We start from the raw sequence: 19,425 nt of genomic DNA, 5'->3' as shown, positions 1-19,425 counted from the left end.
ATTTGCGAATGGAGAATCAAATCGAGTCGGGCGGCGCGGGGCGCCTCAACGGAAACGGGAAGCACCTAAACGGCAGCGCGGCGAGTGCTGGCCGGCCGACAGGGAAGGGGCACTCGGCAACTCGCTATCCGGACTTCACCATTTCGTCACTAGAACAACTGGCAGCTTGGACCGGCGATAGTTCTAAGAAATTGCGGCGCGCGATCTTTGTTCTAGTCCGTTCGCTGGGCGAGCTCGAAGAAGGAGCAGACCTACTAAGGCAACTCTCACAGATACGCCGCTATCGCGGGATCTGGCGTCTTACATCGGAGCCAGCCTTTCATAACGCCTCGCGCGACTACCATCACGCGAATCAGCGCGCCATCGACGCGCGCGATCAGATCCAGCAGGTTTCGATGGATCTGGTCCGGCATTGCGCAGTGCTGGCGGGTCCGGCGCTGGAAGAAACTGCGAACCTGGCGCGGCTGCTCGATCTAGCGAACGAGGTAACCGCTTCATTCTTTCCGCCGACAATGACGGATACCGACGACCTGCAGGCCGGGCTTGATGCTGATGTTTACGTCAGCCGCGCGCTTCATCTCTCGGTCGTACTGGAGGATGAGGCGAAACGAATCGCGAAATATGCATGCCGGCACCGGGCGCGGCACTAATTAGAACTGAGAATAAAAAATCGGGAGAGAGAGGGGGCGGAGATGGGGGACGATAGCAAAATGACGGATCAACTTGATGCGGCGGTGGAGTCGCTCAATGAGGCGGCGGAGCGGGCGTGGCAATCGCCGCCTATGCGCGTCGCAGCGCTGCTGAAGAGGCTGACGGTCGATACACTGATCCATCCGTCGCGGCGCGGTGAGGTTGCCGATCTAGTAAATGTCGCGAATCCGCGGATCGTCGAGGCGATCTCGCGCGGCGATGAGCAGACTCTCGCTAGTGAAAAAGACAAGCTGGCGCATGCGATTCGGTTTGGCGGGTACAGCAATGCGAAGGTCGAGCCGTCACAGATTGAGATCTGGGAAAAAACCTTCCGCTTCTATGGCTGGGACTCGGGAGAGATCGGGGTCGTTAAGGCGCGTCTCAAACCCGGGACGCAAATTCAGGCGGTCTCCTGGTGGGCGGTGAAGATCGACGGCCATGTGCATAAGCGCGAAGAGATTAGGCTCGGTATGCGACTGGCGTGGGACAAAGAGACTACGGACGGCCAATTTCTGGAGCGCTACGACGCGCGGAACCAGATCCCGAGGACTTCGACGATAGAGTTTCAGGCGTCTCGCGATCCTGAAATCAAGGCGGCGCTCGAACGGGTCAGGGCGTCCGGGATGGCCTGACGCGGGCGCGCAGAGGCCGCATAAAGCGTTGACAACGCTTTATGCGGTGTGGGGTGAGGGATGGCGGTTGAGGCGGTTTGTGGGCGGTGTGGGCAGGTGATGCTTGGCGCCAGATCAAATCAAAAATACTGCAAGGGCGGCCGGTGCCGCAACGCGGCCTGGGTGCGCGAGCATCCACGGCGACGCCGCCAGCGGAGCGTGATCGGCGCGCGGCTGAGCCGGGCTGAGCGCATCGCGGCGGCCGAGCTGGCGAGTTGGTTTCAATAAAAGGGGTGAGCGATGGAAATACCGGAGTTCAAAACTCGACAAGTTACATTTGCAAAGCACTTCGACTCGATCGTCGAAGCGGTCAATCGAATGCGGCCGATGCTAGATGCACTCGGCGATCGGGTGGCGGCGCTCGATGGCGCGTCAGCGGCAGACGATCTAAATGGCCCGAGGATAAGAATCGAAGCGAGCATCAGGGTGATCGACCGGCATCTCAAATCGATCAATTTGCACCCTGTCGAAAGCGAGTTGCGGTTGATCGGTGAGATACTGCGACAGGCTGACAAAGCCGCCACCACTGCGGAATAGTGGAAGAAGGTGGCGAGCTGGGCGAAGCGCTGGTTCTGTATCAGATGAGAAAGGGCCAGTTTAGCGCGGACTTCCTCGTTTTCATCCTGGAAGAGTTGCACGCGCGGCGAAACTTAGTCTGTGGATTTTGCGGATGGAGTCTGAAGCGGCACACGATCCTGATGTGCAATGAGTTGTCGGACGGGCATCGCTTCCGCGAGATGAGTTGGAACTGAGTATTCTAATGGCATCAACTCAAGAAGCATCGAGGACTCTGGTTGGCGCGGCGGAGCGGACTGCGACGGCGGTCCGCGACACGGTCGTCATTCCGGCCGAGGCGATCCTCGCGATAGTTGACCGAATCGCCGTGATGCGGCTGCCGGCGGATATACAGGCATCCGTAACACGTGAGATCAGCACACTGGCTGGCGAGATGCGCCTGAAACTAATTCGTGAGACTGAGTCGCTGAGGCACCTGGGCCAGACCCTTGAGCGATTCGAGCGGCGCCTGATGATGGAGAAGTCGAATGATCGAACTCGGTAAGACCTTAAGTAAACTCGCTGAATTTCAGGCCGCGTGCGACTCGCTGATCGGGACCTTCAATGATGTGAAACGGCCGTTCGAAGCGTCGATCATGGCGTTGCAGCGCATCCGCGCATTGCCGATCGAATCCGTCGAAATTCTCTCGCAGGGCATCCGGGAATGTAACGCGGCGACAGCGAGCATCCGCGCTCATTTGCGGGGAGTCGAAAGCATCGCGGCCTTTGGGGAGCAGTTCCTTGAGCTCGAACGTACACTGCAATGGGTCGTCGAAGGGCAAAAGCGATGAGCGAGGGCGCTTGCATCTGCCCGATCACCCCGGATCGGCGAATCACCAGGCCATGCGCGTGTCACGGCTCGACCATGGCGCGGAGCGCCGCGACTGAACACGCGCCGGAATGGATCGATCTGGTTCCAGCCGGCAGCTTTTCGACGCGCGATGGGCGCGGACCCTTCAAGAACGATCATCCCGACGCGGTGATCGCGGCGACGCGCGAGCTCCGCATGACGGCGGGTCTCCCAATTGATTACGAGCATGCAACCGACGTTGCCGCGCCGGAAGGACGGCCGGCGCCGGCGGCCGGTTGGATCAAAGAGCTGCGGATTGTGCGCGGCGGGATTCAGGGCCGGGTCGAATGGACCCAAGAGGGCGCGCGTAAAGTCGCATCACGTGAGTATCGGTATGTCAGTCCGGTTTTCGAGCACGACCAGGATGGGAACGTTCTATGCCTGTTGCGAGCAGCGGTGACGAATAACCCGAATTTATACATGACCGCAATCTCTTCGGCGAGGAGTGATCAAATGACTAGCCAATTAACGGCGCTGGAAAAACAAGTCTGCGCGCAGGTGGGGGTGAGCGAGGCGGAGTTCGCGGCGATGAAAGCGACGCGCGGCGGCACGACTAGGACGGGACTATTCAGTGCGGGAGCGCCGGCTCCGCTGGGGGTATGTGAAAACATCGCCCATCAGTTGACCGAATACGCGGTCACGCGCTCGACAGGTAATCTGCGCGCTGCGCACGCTTACATGACGAATTTCATCGGGCACGCGGCGGCGCGATTTCTGACGGCGGCCGACCTGGAATTTTGCAAACAACAGGATCTGAATTTCGCGAAGTTCGCGATCGCGAAGCACGCGCGGATGAGCGGCAAGCCGCTAACTTTCTCGCATGCCAAGGCCGCGGGTCTCAGTGACAATAATCCAGAAGATCCGGCGGAGCCGTCGGAGTTGCTGAAAATGGCGGCCGACGAAATCGCGGCCTTCCTCAAGGATCCGAATAATATCGAGTCGCTGCAGCACCTCTCTAACGCGGAGGGCTACATCCACGCCGCGATGAGGAAAGCCGGCGCCGTCCGTCGTAGCTACGCCGGCGAATGAGAATAACGCACTAAACTCACAAGGGAGAGAGATCGGAAAAATGGCGGAACCAAAAACACGAGAAATCACGTTGCCCTCGGGGCGCAAGGCGGTGATCCGCGAGGGCTTCGGCCGCGACCTAATGAGGGCGCAGAAGGTCGCGAAGACCGTCGATGAAATCCCGATGGCCCTGGTCGCGCAGCTCGTCGAGATCGACGGTGCGGCGGTACTGTATGAGGACCTGCTCGACATGAACCTGCCGGATGTTCTTATGCTCCAAGGGCGGGTGATGAGCGGAAATTTCGATTCCCCTCCCGCGCCGACTTCGCCGGTTTAGTTCAGTTCGGCTTTTTAGCCGTTGAACTGGAACGGATGAGTTTCGAGCGATTGACCTATTGGCTGGAAGCCGTGCAGGAGCATCAGGAACAAGTCAATAAGGAGATCGCGCGGGCGCGTGGAGGGTGACGGGTGTTTTCCGGCGACGGAGTAGCTGAAGCATGGCGGTAAAGCTTTTCGAGCTTGGCTATGTGATTGCACTGAAGGGCCTGGCGGCGTTTCACAGCGGCATGGCCAGCGTCACCCGTGATTTTGAAAAGATTAATGAAGCCGTCAAAAGCACGCAGGCCATGCGGGAGTTTTCTGCGAATCTCGGCATGATGGGCGGCGCCGCACTCGCCGCCGGCGGCGCGGCGGCGGGGGCGCTCTACTCGGTGCTCAAGCCGGCGATCGAATCGCAGGCGGAATGGTCGCGCGTGCAGGAAGCCATGAACGATGGCGCCGCGACGATGAAAAATCTAAACGAAGCGCGGGAGACGGCTAAGAAAATCGCGGCGGAGAGCGTGATCAGTGAAACGCAACTCGGCGAGGCATACTACGTCGCCCGTTCGAACATGATGAGTCATGCCGAGGCGCTCGACGCGGTAGCAGCGGCGAATGACCTGGTGATCGCGACGACGCGGAACGCGGCTGACGCGCAAGCGCAGATGGCGCCGACGACGCGCACGCTCACGACCATGCATCAGCTATTCGGAATGTCCGCGCGGCAGGCCGCCGATCAGATGGCGGCGCTCCAAACGCGATATGCGGAACTGGACATTTCCGAAGTAACTTACGGGCTTCAGTACGCACAGCCGGTGACCAAGCAGACAGGCATGGGCGTATCCCAAATGGAAGCGGCGCTCGCGATGTTGTCAGTCGGCGGGCTGCATGGCCAGGAGGCGGGCACGGCCTTTCGCGAGATGATCGCGAAGTTCACGACGGATTCGAAGTTGCAGCAATTCGTTCGGACGAATAAGCAAGGCGGGTTCGATCTGGCGGCTTCGCTCGACGCGCTCAAATCGGCAATGGCCGGACTTTCGCCGCTTCAGCAGGGGATGGCTCTCAAGGGATTTGGATTCAATCTTCGGGATGTTACCGGCGTGAACATCCTGCTCGGCAAGGTCAGCGAGCTCCGCGCCGCGACTGCGGATCTGGATCATTCCCAAGGCGATGCCGCGAAGCTCGCGGCGATCAGAATGTCGGCCGTCGACGAGCAATGGGCGAAGTTGTTCAACAATCTCGATCTGCTCAGAACGGCAATTGGAGAGAATTTGTTGCCGATCGTTAATCGCTGGATTCCGAAGCTGATAAGCGGGCTCCAGTCGATGCACACCTGGGTCGAACAGAATCGGGGCACCGTGACGATGCTACTCAAGGTCATGGCGGGCTTCGCGGCAGTGACGATCCCGCTCGGCACGATCGCAGTGCTGTTCGCGGGGCTCAGTTTCATCACGTCCTATGTTCCGGGGATGACCGCGCTGGTCGGAGTGATCGGCCGCGCCGGGATAGCTACGAAAGTCTGGACAGCCGCGCAATGGCTACTGAATGCGGCGATGGACGCGAATCCGATCGGGTTGGCGATCATCGGCGTCGCGGTGCTGATCGGAATCGTCTATGAGCTTTATAAACATTGGGACATGGTCAAGACGTTCGTCACCAAGATGATTCCCGAAGCCTTCCATTGGGGCGTCAACCTGCTGAAAAGCTTCGCCTCTGGGATCGCGAGCGCGGTGATGTATCCGATCCATGAGGTCGAGAAGCTCGCGGGCCGGATGGGACGCTTTTTGATAGGCCATAGTCCTCCGCCCGAAGGTCCGCTCCATGAGCTAAACCTCAGTAAAACGATCGGGAGCACCTTGCAGCCCATGGCGGTGCTGACTTCGATGCGGCGGCTGGCCGCCGCGACCGCAATCGCGGGGCCGATGTTGCTCGGCGGGGCGGGGAGCGCCGGCGCCGCCCCGGCGGGCATCACGATCAATTACTCAGTCAAGATCAATGGCGGCTCGCCGGACGAGTGGGCGAGGTCGGCCAAGCGGCACGCGGATGAGCTGATGCGGATCATCGGGCGGGAGATGGAGCGTCGCGACCGACGGAGCTTCGGCGAGTAAGGATGGTGGAAAAACGTGAAGCCGTTGAGTATGCGGTGAACAGCACGACACCGCTATAATCAGCGGGCCGTGTATCCCGTTCCACCTGACGAGTTGCTCTACGATCCTGAGCTCGAAGCGATGATGCCCGAGGAGCTCTCGCGCGTCGTGTTTTGAACCAGCTCGGTGAGATCAAACCATCCGAGCATCGCCCCGCCATACAACTCCTCCCGATATTAGCTGTGTTAATGGCCGCGCGGTTTTCCGGCCCGGCTGCCCTCGCGACGTGCGCATTATGGCGCGCATAAGCGCGAGCGATTGCCAGCTTCAAGTGATCGGATTGCCAGTTTCAAGTGATCGCCCACACTCATCACCGCTCCGCGCTTGACACGAACAAGCCAACTTTGTATTTTACTTATCAGTTAATTAACTGTATGGTTCAGCACAAGATGCCTTCCGATCAACTCAGCACCACTTTCGCGGCTTTGTCCGATCCGACGCGCCGCGCGATCCTCGCCCGCCTTGCCGCGGGCGAGCGCTCGGTGGGCGAGCTGGCCGCGCCCTTCGCAATGAGCCTGCCGGCAATCTCCAAACATCTCAAAGTGCTGGAGCGCGCCGGCCTGATCGCGCGGAGCCGCGACGCGCAGTGGCGGCCATGCCGGCTAGCGGTGGCGCCGCTCAAGGATGTTGCCGACTGGCTGGAGCACTATCGGCGCTTTTGGGAGGAAAGTTTCGATCGGCTGGACGAGTACTTGAAGGAGCTAAAGAACAAGCAGAACAAGGAGAAGAAGCATGGGCGCAAGTAGTGCTGCGATCGAAATCTCAGAACGTGAATTGGTCCTCACGCGTACCTTTGACGCGCCGCGCGCGCTGGTCTTCAAGGCCTGGACTGAGCCCGAGCAACGCGCGCGCTGGATCGGCCCGAAAGGCTTTACCGGCTCTGTCCTGCAGATGGACCTGCGACCCGGGGGCGCCTATCGCTTTCACATGCGTTCCGCCGACGGCACTGACCATTGGCAGCAAGGGGTCTATCGCGAGATCGTGCCGCCCGAGCGGCTGGTCTGCACTTATCTCTGGGCCGATGCGGCAGGCAACGCGAAAGGACCCGAAACACTACTAACTGTTACTTTCGACGAGCGCGACGGCAAAACCCTCCTGACGTTGCGTCAGGCGCTCTTCGAATCAGTCACGGCGCGCGATGCCCATCGCGCCGGCTGGAGCAGCTCGCTCGAGCGGCTCGCCGGTTACCTGGCGATTGCCTAATCGAATCAACCCAACACCAAGGAGGATGCAAGCGTGGGCAGCAAACTTAAACAATTTGAAACGCCGCGCATCGAAAACGTGGGACCAATACTCATTGTCGGATTGCGTGAACGCTTCACTGCATCGACGATGAACACAGTTCCGATGCAGTGGGAGCGTTTCGCGTCGCATCTCGGTAAGATCCCCAGCCAGGTGGGTCGCACGACCTATGGTCTATGCTTCAACATGTTTGGCAGTGCGCCGATCGAGTACCTCGCGGGTGTCGAGGTTTCCGGCTTCGCCGACGTAACGGCTGATCTCACCCGAGCGACGATTCCGGCGCAGCGCTGCGCGATCTTTCATCATCGAGCACATGTGTCTCAGGTGCACATTACTGTCGATACCATCTTGCGTGAGTGGCTACCCAGCTCAGGCTATCAACTTGCTCACGCGGCTCCCGATGCACCCGACTTCTTCGAACGCTATGGCGAGGAGTTCAATCCCTCAACCGGAACCGGCGGAATCGAGGTCTGGATGCCGCTCTCGGCATAACCGGCACAACCGAAAAGGAAGGAGATGCACAGATGAATCACAACCCAATCGTGTCACGCGAGGAGTGGCTCGCCGCACGTCAGCAGCTTCTGGCTAATGAGAAGGAGTTGACGCGGATGCGCGACAAGGTCAGTGCGCAGCGCCGCGCGCTGCCGTGGATCAAGGTCGAGAAGTCATACGTCTTTGACGGTCCCGACGGCAAGATTACGCTCGCCGAACTATTCGACGGCCGCAGTCAGCTTTTCGTTAAGCATTTCATGATGGGACCGGGTGCTGCGCACCAATGCGTCGGCTGCTCGCTCGAGGTTGACCACCTCGATGGCATACTCGAGCATCTTCAAAATCATGACGTAACCTATGCGGCGGTGGCGCGTGCGCCGATCTCGGAGATCGAAACTGTTCGCAAACGGATGGGTTGGCGCTTCCCTTGGGTTTCCTCCTATCACAGCGACTTCAATTACGATTTCAACGTCTCCTTTACCGCCGAGCAAATTGCTTCCGGCCACGCACTTTACAACTTTCAGCCGGCCCCGGAATGGGCCGCCGGATTGGAAGATCTCTCCGGGGATAGCATTTTCTACAAGGACGAAACAGGCGAGATCTTCCATACCTATTCGACGTATGGCCGCGGCGGCGAGCAGTTTCTCGGCATCTACGGGTATCTCGACGTGATGCCGAAGGGGCGCAATGAGGCTGGGCCATATCACTCGCTGGGCGACTGGGCTCGACCCCGGAACATGTACGGCAAGGGTGGAATCGTCGAAGGGAACGGCCGTTATCACGCGCCGCCCTGTGGATGTTCGATTCACAAGTGAGAGCGAACGATTTTCAAGAGGATTAGCTAATAGGAGAACTGCACCGTGCAATTGAGTGCTTATCTGGGATTCAAGGGCGAATGCGCAACCGCATTCAAGTTTTACGAGCGCTGTTTCGGCGGAAAACTCGAACTGATGCTGACCTACGGCGAATCGCCGATGGCCGATCAGGTGACACCAGCATCGCGCGAGCAGATCATCCATGCCCGTCTGCGGGTAGGCAACACGCTCCTCATGGGCTCGGACGCCCCGCCCGATCACTACCAGCAACCAAAGGGTCTCTATGTTTCGGTCGGTGTCGATACCGTTGCCGACGCGGAGCGGATATTCGGCGAGTTGGCGGAGAAAGGGGGCGTGCAGATGCCGATGACGAAGACTTTCTTTGCCGAGCGCTTCGGTATGGTGACTGATCGCTTCGGCATCGCCTGGATGGTCAACTGCGAGCCTGCCGCCTGACGGCCACATCATCGACAGCGATAGTCCCTGAACTCCCGCCGCGCCGCGGCCTACAATGACCTTGCCGCAAGACCTCGCCGTGATCGGCAGGATCGGCGCGGCGGAAGGTTCGCGATGAACGACCAAACGCTCGCATGGTGCCGACGGCTAATCGGATGCCGCAGCGTAACCCACGAGGGCACGCGCACGATCGCCGAGCTATGCGCCCGCGAGCTGCTCGCGCCGGCCGGGATCGAAGCGCGGCTCATTCCCTCAAAGGACGAGGGCGAGACGCAGGTCAACCTGCTCGCGATGATCCCGGGCGCCGATCCCGCCGCAGCGCCGCTGATGTTGAATACCCATCTCGATACGGTGCCGCCCGGAAATCCCGAGCTCTGGACCGAGTGTGGCGGCGATCCGTTTGCCGCGATCATAAAGGCCGATCGCGTCTACGGGCTCGGCGCCGCCGATACCAAACTGGATTTCGTCGCGAAGGTGATGGCGCTGATTGGTGCGAAGCCGCGGCGTCAGACCTGGCTGGTCGCGACCTTCGGCGAGGAGCACGGCCTGGTCGGAGCGAAGGAGCTCGCCACGGCGGGATTATTGCCGCGCGGCGCACTCGCCTTCGTCGGCGAGCCGTCCCGTCTCGAAGTGGTAACCGCACACAAAGGCCTGATGGTCTTCGAGTTGCGCGTGGGTTTCCGGCCCGATTCGCCGCCACGTTCGGCTGCCAAGATGCAACGGCTGCTCTTCGCCGGGCGTGCCGCGCACTCGAGCACCCCGGCGCTCGGCCGTAACGCGATCCTGCTCGCGCTCGACGCCCTCGCGGTACGACCGGAGTTAAGCGTCGCCTCGATCAGCGGCGGCGACGCCGTGAACAAAGTTCCCGCGCGCTGCGAGGTCCTCCTGCAAGGCGCCGCGCCAGGGGGGATTCCCGATACGCAAACCATCGCCATCGACGAAAGCTTATCCGCATTGCTTCCCCACGCGGCGCTAGCAACTCTCGCCAGCTTCGCTGCGGCACTCCAACAGTTCGCCGATCAGGCCGGCCCGCCCGAACCCGACTACGCGTCGCCAACCCTGACCTGCAATCCGGGCGTGATCCGCTCGACCTCCAATTCCCTCACCCTCGACTTCGAATTGCGCCCGCCACCGTCACTGGATCTCGACCGCGTGCGCGAGGGCGTCGCGCGGATCGTCACCCGCCTACGCGACGACGCGCCCGGCCTTGAACTCGACCTGCGCGAACGTCGCGCCAACCCGGGCTTTCGCGGCGCGCTTGACAGCGAAACCGTAGAGCTCGCCTTGGGCGCACTCGCGCGCGCTGGCTTGCCGCTGCGCACCACCGTCAAGGCCGGATGCACTGAGGCGGGTATCTACGCCGCCGCCGGCCTTAAGCCTGTCGTCTTCGGTCCGGGGCCGTCGACCGGGGTGATTCACGCACCGAACGAATACAACTTCCTCGCCGATGTCGAGGGGGCGATAAAATTCTATCGCGAACTCTTGCGGTCGTGATGTGCTCCAAAGTCGTTGGCTGGAGAGATGGCGTCGGCCCGTATCCGCGGGAGGACTAGGGACGCGTGATCCGAACCGACGCCTTTTATGGCCGCTCCGCGGTACTCGGGGGACTACAACGAAGCTAATTCTTATGTGAGCAATTGGCGGACCAGTCGAAAAATCGCGGCTTTCCTCGATTTCATGCACGTCGATGCAAGGGATCCTTGGCACCCAGGTGCAAAGTGGCAACTTCTCTAAGCAGCGCCGCTCATAGCCTTAAACGAAACGGGGAAGAATTTGCCTACCGTAAAGATCGATTTGTCCGAGAACCTCGGTCGGTGGACAGGATGGCCGCAGAACGAACTTCGTACAACCGGCCTCGACAAAAGCGCCAAGTTTTTCAATGATTTCACTGGCGGGACCGATCAGGCAACGCTCCGCGAGGTCCTCCTGGCGCATCGGCAGGTTGCGCAGGAATGGCGCGACCGTCTGCCATCCGGCGTCACGATCTTCGCAGACGTGCGTGAGCAGCAGGACCCCGGCCTCGCGCGGATTCACCTTGCGTCCGCGCTCTTCGCCAAACGCAATCAGCTTGGCCATGTCATGCTTGAATTCAGCCGGCGTGGTAAGCGCCGGAAACCAGCCGTCACCCAAGCGCGCGACCCGCTTGAGAATCGCGTCGCTCTTGCCGCCGATCCAGATGTCGAGCGCGCCCTTGCGCGGCTTGGGCTCGAGGGTCACGTCGTCGAACTGGTAGAACGCTCCACGATGCGTGACGTGGGATTCCGTCCACAGCCTGCGCAAGATCGCGATACCCTCGTCGAGCCGCTTGCCGCGCTCCTCCACCGGCACGCCGCTCGCCGCGAGGTCGCGCAAATCGCTGCCGCTGCCGACCGCCATCACCATCCGGCCATTGGAGAGATAATCGAGCGTCGCATAGGTCTTCGCCACGTGTACCGGATTGCGGGCGGGCAGGGTCAGCACGCTCGGTCCCATCTTCATCCGCTTCGTGCGCGCCGCGATCATCGCAAACATACACGCAATATCCAGGGTCGGATTGCGCGTCACGATATGGTCGGAAAGCCAGATGGAATCGAGGCCGACGGCCTCGGCCGTCTCGGCGTAGCGGCACAACAGCTCCGGCTCGGGCAGGCCATATTGCCATTGACCGAAGCCAATCCCGATCTTGATCCCGCTCATCGCTACAACTCCTTATTGGCTCTCATCGCCGAGGCGCGGTGAAACATCCCGCTAATCGGGATATAGCAGGTTATGGCCGATAGCGAGGAGCGGCTTGCGCGGATACGGTCGATGAGCTTGTGAAACCGGTGCGACCTGCCCTATAACCCGATCAGCGGCCGGCGACGCGGCGATGCTCGTCGCGCTAATCCGGCTAATCCGTGAGGTGATCATCATGGCACAAGGATTTACAATCTGTGTCGGCACCGTTGGCGCGGGCGTCTGGTTCAGTCCGGACAGCGGCGATCATTGGCGGCGCAGCAAGATGAAGCTGCCCTTCCACGCCGAACCCGGTGAGGTGCAAATTCGCACGCTCGCGGTATCGCCGCATAATCCTCATCATCTGCTCGCCGGTTCCGAGGCCGGGCTCTACTGCAGCGACGACAACGGCGCGAGCTGGGATCTGGTCGATTCGCCGATGGATGGGCAGCAGATTTGGTCGGCCTCGTGGCATCCGCGCGATCCCGACATCCTCTTCGCCGGCACCAAAGCGCCCAACGTCTATCGCTCGAAGGATCGTGGCGCGACCTGGGAGAAGCTGGCTGTGCCGATGGCCAAGGAATGCTTTGCCGGCGCCCCCAAAGTCACCAACATCGTGGTCGATTCCGCCGACCCGCGCACCGTTTTTGTCGGCGTCGAGATTGACGGCATCTTCCGCAGCCGCGACGGCGGGGATTCGTGGCTCCGCCTGCCGCCGCTCGGCGACAAGATGCTCAATCAGGATATTCACGGCGTCGCGCGCGGCGTTGGCGTCAAGCCCAAGCTCTACGCCACGACCCCCGACGGCATCTGGACCAGCCTCGACGACGGTGAGAGCTGGTCGCTGCACGGCTTTCCCAAATTCGCCGAGCGCGACGCGATCTCCTACTGCCGCGGGATGGCGCTCAAGCCCGACGACCCCAACGTGATCTTCGTCGGCAACGGCGACTTCATCCCGGGCAAGCGCGGAACCATCCAGCGCACCATGGACGGCGGCGCGACCTGGCAATCCTGCAAGCTGCCGGTCGAGGCGAATTCCGTGGTTTACTGGATCGCCACTCATCCGGCGAATCCGGACGTCGTCGTCGCCAACAGCCTCCACGGCTATGTCTTTACGAGCCACGACGCGGGCGCAACCTGGAGCAAGAACCGCCGCGAATTTGGCGAAATTCGTGCGATCGCCTGGATGCCAAACTGACGCGATTCGGCTACACTTGAGCGGATTGGGTTCAACGGACGTGTAAAAGTGCGCTTTCTTAGGCGACGACGCGTTCCAGCCCAAGTTGAGTGGAGTTAGCCGATGAGGTCGTTGCCAATCCAGTTTTTCGCGCTCGTCTTTGCGCTTGCACTATTTCCCCTCGCGGCCCTCGCTGTGGAGGCCCCCGATGCATCAAGCGTCGAGCTTGGATTCGAAGCGGCTGCCGGCAGACCTTTCGTTGGGATTCCCACCGACTGGAGCGATCGCCACGTAATTTTCTCCACCCCCTCGGACGACTCGACCCGCGCTCGCGTCGAGCGCAATCCGCGTTACTGGCTCGATCTGATGCGGCGGCAGCGCAGCGCCGCTCCGGTGGCGCGCCAACCGCTCGATCTCCAAGCCGCAGTCTTCTCGTCCGTCTCCAAACCTTCGACCGCGAAAAGCCGTCCGGGGCGCCTCAAGCGCGACTGGTCGGAGGCGCTCGGCAGCTCGACCAATTCGCAGGTGCGGCGAACCTTTCCGGCCAAGTATTCCTTTAACTCCACCGCCGGCAAATGCAGCGGCAACGGCGGCGACTATGTCGTCTACACGCTCGCCAACACCAGCGCGAATCAATTCAACCTGATCGCCTACGAAAATCTCTACGTGAATGACGACGGCATGGGCTATTGCCCGGGCACCGCCCCGACGCCCAAGTTCGTCTACAACGCATCGCAGAATCCCGCTCAGCCCCTCAATGGCGAGCCGGTAATCTCCCTCGACGGAACCAAAATCGCGTTTGTCGAAAATCAGAATCAGGGCGCTGCGCAAGCGCTCTTTCATGTGCTGCTCTGGCGCGAGGGCGACGTGCCGACCGCGGCTTCCCGGCCGTTTCCCGCGCCCTACAACTCCGTTGCGGGCGTGACGACGGCGCTTGCAGATTGCGCGGTCAACGGCGCCGTTGCGCCCTGCGAATACACCGTAACCTACAGCAGCCTCAACAGCGCCACCGCCTCTTCACCCTATGTCGATTACGGCAGCGATACCGCTTACGTCACCGACGACGGCGGTCACGTGCTGGCGATCGCGCCGGTCTTCAACGCCACGCCGGCCAATCCGCCCGCCATCGTCACCGGATGGGGCACCGCGGCGGCGCCCGCTGTCACCACCACCGGCGGTCATCAACTGACCCCTACGGTCTTCGATCCGGTCTCCGGCAACCTCTTTGTCGCCGACCTCACCGGCGGGCTCTTTTATGTCAGGACGAATTCCAGTTCGCCCGGGAGTTGCCTCGCCGGCAGCGCGCCCTGTCTGGGCGCGGCATCACTGATCATCGGCAGTCTTACCGGCGCGGTTACCGCTGCGATCGCAGACCCACCGCTCATCGATATCGACCGCGAAGCCGTTTACGCTTTCTCCCAGGGCCATCCTCCCGGCCTCGCGCTCGGTTCCTTTCTCACCCAATCGAACACTACCCTTTCAACCTCCGTTACCGCGATCCTCGGCAGCGGCATCGGCCTCGGCGGCGCGGTCGTTCCCGCCGGCGCCTTCGACAGCGCCTTCATCAATTCGACCGACGGCACCGGATTGATCTACGGCTGCGGCTTCAACATCGACGATTTCCCCAGGCTGATCGCCTTCCCGATCAGCGCGGGAACGCTGAGTACTGCGTCAGTCGGAGCCTTCTCGCTAGCGACCGCGCCGGCGGCTTGCTCGCCCCCCACTGAAACTCTGCGCGACGGCATTAAGGACATGCTCTTCATCGGGGTGCAAAACAACTGCCCGAAGGATGACAGCAGCAGCGGTTGCCTTTTTTCCTACAACATCACGAATGGCTTCCCGCAAACCTCGACGCCGATGTCCGAAATCCCGGAAGCCGGCGGGACCACCGGAATCACCATCGACAATACCACCGATATATATCGGCAGACCGAGACCAATCTGTATTTCTCGACCACCGCCAGCCGGACCTGCAATGACTATTTCGGCAATGCGCAGACCACCGGCCAATGCGCCGTCAGCCTCAATCAAAAGTTCCATCAAGACTGAAGCGAGCTTGGGCGCCGGCAGGAATGTTGCGCGCCGCGTCCAGCGCGAACCACAAGCTCCGATCGCCAAAAGCAGACGGGCTTCGACGCGCAGCGCGTCGAAGCCCGTCTGCTACACTGGCAGATAGAAATTAATTCGCGATCGCGCGGGCGGGCGTTACGCCGATTCGTCCCACTGCCGCATTGTGCTCGAGCACCTCGAGCCGTACCTGCTGGGTCTGCAACTCCCGCGTGAGGCCCGTGAGTTGCGCGTCGCGCCGCGCATCATCCCGACGCAGTGCCGCGATCTGCGCGTCCTTCTCCTGAACCATCGCATACAGCCCCTGGATCGCCGCCAGCGCGACGCCCTCGGAATCCAGCGTCGTGATATGCCGATTATCCTCGCCGACTTTGAAGGCCGCATAAAAATCCTGCGCCATCGGCCCGATATGACGGATTAACGGATTTTGCGTCTTGTAGTTCCAAGTCAAAACCGGAATTGCATCCAGCTCGCGCACCACTTCTTCACTATTGACCGGCTTGAAGTTCGCCTTCGCGTTGCGATCACTGAGCGTTGACCACGCACTGCTGCCCGCCGACAGATGCACCCCGGCGGTCGGATTGCCGAAGCTGTCGACCGCGGTGACGAAGCGCACCCCTCCAGCCGCGCGCGCCGCGAACTCGTTAGGGCCCAAGGGCAGGAAGGGTACCGCCTTGCTCGCGTCACTCCAGACGAAAGTGCCGTCGAAGGCGGCGTCGGCCTCGCTGCCCGCGGCGAAGCTTCCGAAACCGTCCGCCTGATTCTCCGTACCACCTGCGACAATCGCGTAGGGGCCGCTCGCCACATTCGTCAAACCGCCGAGGACGCTGGCCCCGTCTGCGGACGCCACATTACTCTCGCCACCGCTGATAGTAGCAAGCGGGCCTGATACGAGGTTATGAAAGCCGCCGCCGATCGTGCCGAAATCAGCTTGCACAAGGTTAGGACCAATCAGATCCTTGCCACTAAGTCCACCGCCGCCACTGATCGTCGCACCTTGGATTCCTGCTTCGACCATATTGCCGGCGTCGCCGCCGATAAGGTTCGGGCTGACGTCTTCGAACGCGTTGCTCATCGCCGGCTCATAGCGCATCACGCGTCCGCCGTTAGCCTCAAGCTCGAGAGGTTGATCGTCAGTCGTGCCGACGAAGTTGAGCCCCGCGGTCGTGCCTGCGCTGCCCGTCAATGACCACGCATCCTTGGAACCCGCGGGACCCGCCGGTCCTTCCGCGCCAGTTGCGCCGGTTGCGCCGGTTGCTCCGGTTGCTCCGGTCGGCCCAGCCGGCCCCTTTGCCCCGCTTGCTCCCACCGGTCCTGCCGGTCCTGTGGGTCCTGTGGGTCCGGTCGCTCCGGTCAGCCCGATCGGTCCAGCCGGCCCGGCCGGACCATTCGCCCCGGTTGCTCCCACCGGTCCTGCCGGTCCCATGGGTCCGATCGGTCCAGCCGGTCCGGTCGCCCCAATTGCTCCCACCGGTCCCATCGGTCCTGCCGCCCCAGTCGCACCGACCGCACCCGCCGGACCGACGGGTCCCGCCGGACCGGCTGGTCCCTGTGCGCCGATTGCCCCGTTCGGCCCTGCCGGTCCTTGCGGCCCGACTGCCCCCATGGGCCCAGCCGGCCCGGTCGTACCGATCGCACCGGCAGGCCCGGCCGGCCCTGATGAATTCCAGGTCACAGACGTCGAAGTTTTGCCACAGACCACCGTACCGACGGTGAGCTTACTCAGGCTGCCGGTTTTCTTGGCGCAGGCGCTAAAAGTTTGCGCCAGCACGCTTGGCGCATCAATAAATAAAATCAGAGCACTTACAGCGAGCAGAGCTGTCACTGACAGCTTTATGCGGACTCTATTCATCATATTTTCCCTCAACTCATATAAATTCAGGTCTAACTAGCGTATATATCGCTATGCCATATTTTGAACAAGCACAAATCGATTATCTTTATCAATGTTCGGCACGTGAAATTGCGACCCGCCGATCCGGCCTTCTTGAGTCACCTCGATCGCCGCGCTCAGCCGCAGAGCGGGATTCCGATACTTGTCGCCGAGCCCGTAGGCGGTGCGATCGACAATTTCGGCCCGCGAACTTGCTTGAAGGGTTTTAAGTCCCTAAGCTGCGCGATACATCGGCACGCGCCGAGAGCTGGACGGAGGTCACGATGGCTGCTGCAGAGGTGGAAGCGAAGGTCCGTGAAATTATCAGCGAGCAACTTGGCGTCGCCGCCGACGAAGTTACGCCGGAGGCCTCGTTTATCGAAGATCTCGGCGCCGACTCGCTCGACATCGTTGAGCTCGTGATGGCGCTCGAGGAGGAATACGGGATGGAAATCTCGGATGAGGACGCCGAGAAAATCCGCACGGTCAAAGACGTCATCGGGTATATCGAGGCGCACAAGAGCTGACCTCATCCCCGTCTCCACTCGCGACCGCCACCCGTCCCACGCGCCACAGGATCGACGCAGCCGCAAAGCCGAGATCGCATCAGGACCTCCGCACCAACGGTATGCCCCGCGGCTGCACCGCAGATAGGATAAGCAGATGCGCTGTCCTTTCTGCCGCCATCGCGGGAATCGTGTGGTCGATTCGCGCATGTCTGGCAACGGCGCGACGATTCGCCGCCGCCGCGTCTGCAGCGGCTGCGAGCGGCGCTTCACCACCTACGAGCGCGTCGAGGAGACGCCGACCATGGTGGTCAAGAAGGACAACCGCCGCGAGCCCTACGACCGCAACAAGATCGTCGCCGGCCTGACCAAGGCCTGCGAGAAGCGGCCGGTCTCGACCGAAACCATCGCCGAAATCAGCGATCGCATCGAAGCCGCCGTCGCCGAGCGCGGCGCCAGCGAGGTCCCCAGCACCTTCATCGGCGCCGCCGTGATGAACGAGCTGCACCAGATCGATCAGGTCGCCTACGTCCGTTTCGCTTCGGTCTATCGCTCGTTCAAAGACATCGAAGAGTTCATGCACGAACTCGAAGAGCTGATCGAACATCGCAAGCGCGAGCCGGCCGAGACCACGCCTCCGCCCGAGAAAAAACGGCCCGCCACGCGGAGCGTCGCGGAGCCGGACGAGCGCGCTCGCGGGCCGCGGATTCAGGATGATTCGCCCCGCACGCAGAAGCCCGGCACAACTGAGTGACCGCTCGGAGCAAACTCCCGGCCGTCGCGCGCGACGAGCACTTCATGCGCGCCGCCCTCGCGATGGCCGCGCCGATGCTCGGTCGCACCGCGCCCAACCCGGCTGTCGGCTGCGTCATCGTGCAAGGTGACAGGATCGTCGGGCATGGCGCCACGGCACCCGGCGGCCGTCCCCATGCCGAGACCCAGGCGATTGCCGACGCCGGCCCCCGCGCCCGCGGCGCGACCGCCTTCATCTCGCTCGAACCCTGCGCCCATCAGGGTCAAACGCCGCCCTGCGCCCGCGCCCTGATCGAGGCCGGCGTCGCGCGCGTCGTTGTTGGATGCCGCGATCCCTATCCCCTCGTGCGCGGCCGCGGCCTCGCGATTCTGCGGCGGGCCGGAATCAGCGTCACGCTTGGCGTGCTCGAAGACGCCTGCCTCCGGCTCAACCAAGGCTTCATCACGCGCGTGACGCGCGGCCGTCCGTTTACCATCCTCAAACTTGCCACCACGCTCGACGGCCGTATCGCCACCGCGAGCGGCGACTCGCGCTGGATCAGCTCGGCCGCGGCACGCGTGATCGTCCATCGCTGGCGCGGCGAATGTGACGCTGTAATGGTGGGTGCGGGAACCGTAATCGCCGACAATCCGCGCCTGACCTGCCGACTGCCGGAGGGTCGTGATCCCGCCCGCGTGATTGTCGATACGCAGCTGCGCTGCGATCCCGTATCGCGGGTTTTCCGCCAGCGTTCGCCCGCGCCGACGATCATCGCGACGACTCCGCAAAATCTGTCGCGCGCGGCTGCGCGCTATGGCAAGCGCGTCGAACTGATCGCCGTGCCGCCCGCGCGCGACGGTATCGACGTGGCGCTGCTGATGCGCGAACTGGCCGGCCGCGGATGGTCACGGGTGTTGCTCGAGGGCGGCGCACGGCTCGCCGGCGCGGCCCTGCGCGCCAAAGTTGTCGATCGGGTCGCCTTTTTTGTTGCACCGAAACTTCTCGGCGGCGGGCGCAGCGCCGTCGATGGGCTCACTCCGCGCACGATGCGCGATGCTCTACATCTTATTAATTTATCCGCCTCTCAGGTTGGTTCCGACTGGCTGCTCGAAGGCGACCTCATCGCCTAAC

General features: G+C 61.9%; 21 protein-coding genes. 19 read left to right on the top strand and 2 right to left on the bottom strand.

What is annotated here, in order from left to right; all coding sequences use genetic code 11:
- Positions 1-8: 8 nt before the first annotated feature.
- The 14 genes from VKS22_12150 (at position 9) to VKS22_12085 (ending at position 10,738) form a co-directional block, all read left to right on the top strand.
- Positions 9-650 carry a hypothetical protein gene (locus VKS22_12150; protein HLW71361.1) on the top strand — a complete coding sequence of 214 codons (642 nt, stop codon included), beginning with the start codon at positions 9-11 and terminating at the stop codon, positions 648-650.
- A gap of 42 nt (positions 651-692) precedes the next feature.
- The gene (locus tag VKS22_12145; protein HLW71360.1) at positions 693-1,322 is read left to right on the top strand and encodes a hypothetical protein; all 630 of its coding nucleotides are present in this window, start codon (positions 693-695) and stop codon (positions 1,320-1,322) included.
- Positions 1,323-1,601: 279 nt separating this feature from the next.
- Positions 1,602-1,898: a hypothetical protein gene (locus VKS22_12140; GenBank protein ID HLW71359.1), complete on the top strand. Its 297-nt coding sequence runs from the start codon at positions 1,602-1,604 to the stop codon at positions 1,896-1,898.
- A 205-nt stretch (positions 1,899-2,103) separates the two neighbouring features.
- Complete coding sequence (locus VKS22_12135; protein ID HLW71358.1) at positions 2,104-2,421, top strand: hypothetical protein; 318 nt, start codon at positions 2,104-2,106, stop codon at positions 2,419-2,421.
- The gene (locus VKS22_12130) at positions 2,405-2,707 is read left to right on the top strand and encodes a hypothetical protein (protein ID HLW71357.1); all 303 of its coding nucleotides are present in this window, start codon (positions 2,405-2,407) and stop codon (positions 2,705-2,707) included. Before VKS22_12135 ends, VKS22_12130 begins: the two co-directional genes overlap by 17 nt.
- Positions 2,704-3,795 (top strand): phage protease, encoded by a 1,092-nt coding sequence (locus tag VKS22_12125; protein ID HLW71356.1) that lies wholly within the window; start codon positions 2,704-2,706, stop codon positions 3,793-3,795. Before VKS22_12130 ends, VKS22_12125 begins: the two co-directional genes overlap by 4 nt.
- A 40-nt stretch (positions 3,796-3,835) precedes the next feature.
- The gene (locus VKS22_12120) at positions 3,836-4,111 is read left to right on the top strand and encodes a hypothetical protein (GenBank protein ID HLW71355.1); all 276 of its coding nucleotides are present in this window, start codon (positions 3,836-3,838) and stop codon (positions 4,109-4,111) included.
- A gap of 160 nt (positions 4,112-4,271) precedes the next feature.
- The gene (locus VKS22_12115) at positions 4,272-6,200 is read left to right on the top strand and encodes a phage tail tape measure protein (GenBank protein HLW71354.1); all 1,929 of its coding nucleotides are present in this window, start codon (positions 4,272-4,274) and stop codon (positions 6,198-6,200) included.
- A 428-nt stretch (positions 6,201-6,628) separates the two neighbouring features.
- Positions 6,629-6,985, top strand: coding sequence for a metalloregulator ArsR/SmtB family transcription factor (locus VKS22_12110; protein HLW71353.1), 357 nt, complete (start codon positions 6,629-6,631; stop codon positions 6,983-6,985).
- On the top strand, positions 6,972-7,442 hold the full coding sequence (locus VKS22_12105) for an SRPBCC domain-containing protein (GenBank protein HLW71352.1): 471 nt from the start codon (positions 6,972-6,974) through the stop codon (positions 7,440-7,442). Before VKS22_12110 ends, VKS22_12105 begins: the two co-directional genes overlap by 14 nt.
- 33 nt (positions 7,443-7,475) lie before the next feature.
- Complete coding sequence (locus tag VKS22_12100; GenBank protein ID HLW71351.1) at positions 7,476-7,973, top strand: GyrI-like domain-containing protein; 498 nt, start codon at positions 7,476-7,478, stop codon at positions 7,971-7,973.
- A gap of 32 nt (positions 7,974-8,005) precedes the next feature.
- A complete protein-coding gene (locus VKS22_12095; GenBank protein HLW71350.1) occupies positions 8,006-8,788 on the top strand; it encodes a thioredoxin family protein in 783 nt (260 codons plus the stop codon).
- A 45-nt stretch (positions 8,789-8,833) separates the two neighbouring features.
- Positions 8,834-9,244 carry a VOC family protein gene (locus VKS22_12090; protein ID HLW71349.1) on the top strand — a complete coding sequence of 137 codons (411 nt, stop codon included), beginning with the start codon at positions 8,834-8,836 and terminating at the stop codon, positions 9,242-9,244.
- A 114-nt stretch (positions 9,245-9,358) separates the two neighbouring features.
- Positions 9,359-10,738 carry a M20/M25/M40 family metallo-hydrolase gene (locus tag VKS22_12085; protein ID HLW71348.1) on the top strand — a complete coding sequence of 460 codons (1,380 nt, stop codon included), beginning with the start codon at positions 9,359-9,361 and terminating at the stop codon, positions 10,736-10,738.
- A 258-nt stretch (positions 10,739-10,996) separates the two neighbouring features.
- On the opposite strand, the gene VKS22_12080 is transcribed toward VKS22_12085, so the two are convergent.
- Positions 10,997-11,920, bottom strand: coding sequence for an LLM class flavin-dependent oxidoreductase (locus VKS22_12080; GenBank protein HLW71347.1), 924 nt, complete (start codon positions 11,918-11,920; stop codon positions 10,997-10,999).
- 214 nt (positions 11,921-12,134) lie between these two features.
- On the opposite strand from VKS22_12080, the gene VKS22_12075 reads away from it, so the two are divergent.
- Both VKS22_12075 and VKS22_12070 read left to right on the top strand, forming a co-directional pair.
- Positions 12,135-13,136: a hypothetical protein gene (locus VKS22_12075; protein ID HLW71346.1), complete on the top strand. Its 1,002-nt coding sequence runs from the start codon at positions 12,135-12,137 to the stop codon at positions 13,134-13,136.
- A gap of 102 nt (positions 13,137-13,238) precedes the next feature.
- Positions 13,239-15,164: a hypothetical protein gene (locus VKS22_12070; protein ID HLW71345.1), complete on the top strand. Its 1,926-nt coding sequence runs from the start codon at positions 13,239-13,241 to the stop codon at positions 15,162-15,164.
- 130 nt (positions 15,165-15,294) lie between these two features.
- On the opposite strand, the gene VKS22_12065 is transcribed toward VKS22_12070, so the two are convergent.
- A complete protein-coding gene (locus VKS22_12065) occupies positions 15,295-16,953 on the bottom strand; it encodes a tail fiber domain-containing protein (protein HLW71344.1) in 1,659 nt (552 codons plus the stop codon).
- A 386-nt stretch (positions 16,954-17,339) separates the two neighbouring features.
- On the opposite strand from VKS22_12065, the gene acpP reads away from it, so the two are divergent.
- The 3 genes from acpP to ribD all read left to right on the top strand — a co-directional run bounded on the left by acpP (position 17,340) and on the right by ribD (position 19,424).
- Positions 17,340-17,582 carry an acyl carrier protein gene (gene acpP, locus VKS22_12060; GenBank protein HLW71343.1) on the top strand — a complete coding sequence of 81 codons (243 nt, stop codon included), beginning with the start codon at positions 17,340-17,342 and terminating at the stop codon, positions 17,580-17,582.
- 136 nt (positions 17,583-17,718) lie between these two features.
- On the top strand, positions 17,719-18,315 hold the full coding sequence (gene nrdR, locus VKS22_12055) for a transcriptional regulator NrdR (GenBank protein HLW71342.1): 597 nt from the start codon (positions 17,719-17,721) through the stop codon (positions 18,313-18,315).
- Positions 18,312-19,424, top strand: a complete 1,113-nt coding sequence (gene ribD / locus VKS22_12050; protein ID HLW71341.1) for a bifunctional diaminohydroxyphosphoribosylaminopyrimidine deaminase/5-amino-6-(5-phosphoribosylamino)uracil reductase RibD — start codon at positions 18,312-18,314, stop codon at positions 19,422-19,424. Before nrdR ends, ribD begins: the two co-directional genes overlap by 4 nt.
- Position 19,425 lies beyond the last annotated feature (1 nt).

The organism is Candidatus Binataceae bacterium, assembly GCA_035308025.1.
Classification (GTDB): domain Bacteria; phylum Desulfobacterota; class Binatia; order Binatales; family Binataceae; genus JAJPHI01.
The sequence above is the reverse complement of the archived record's forward strand: the minus strand, read 5'-3'. Positions and strand labels throughout refer to the sequence as shown.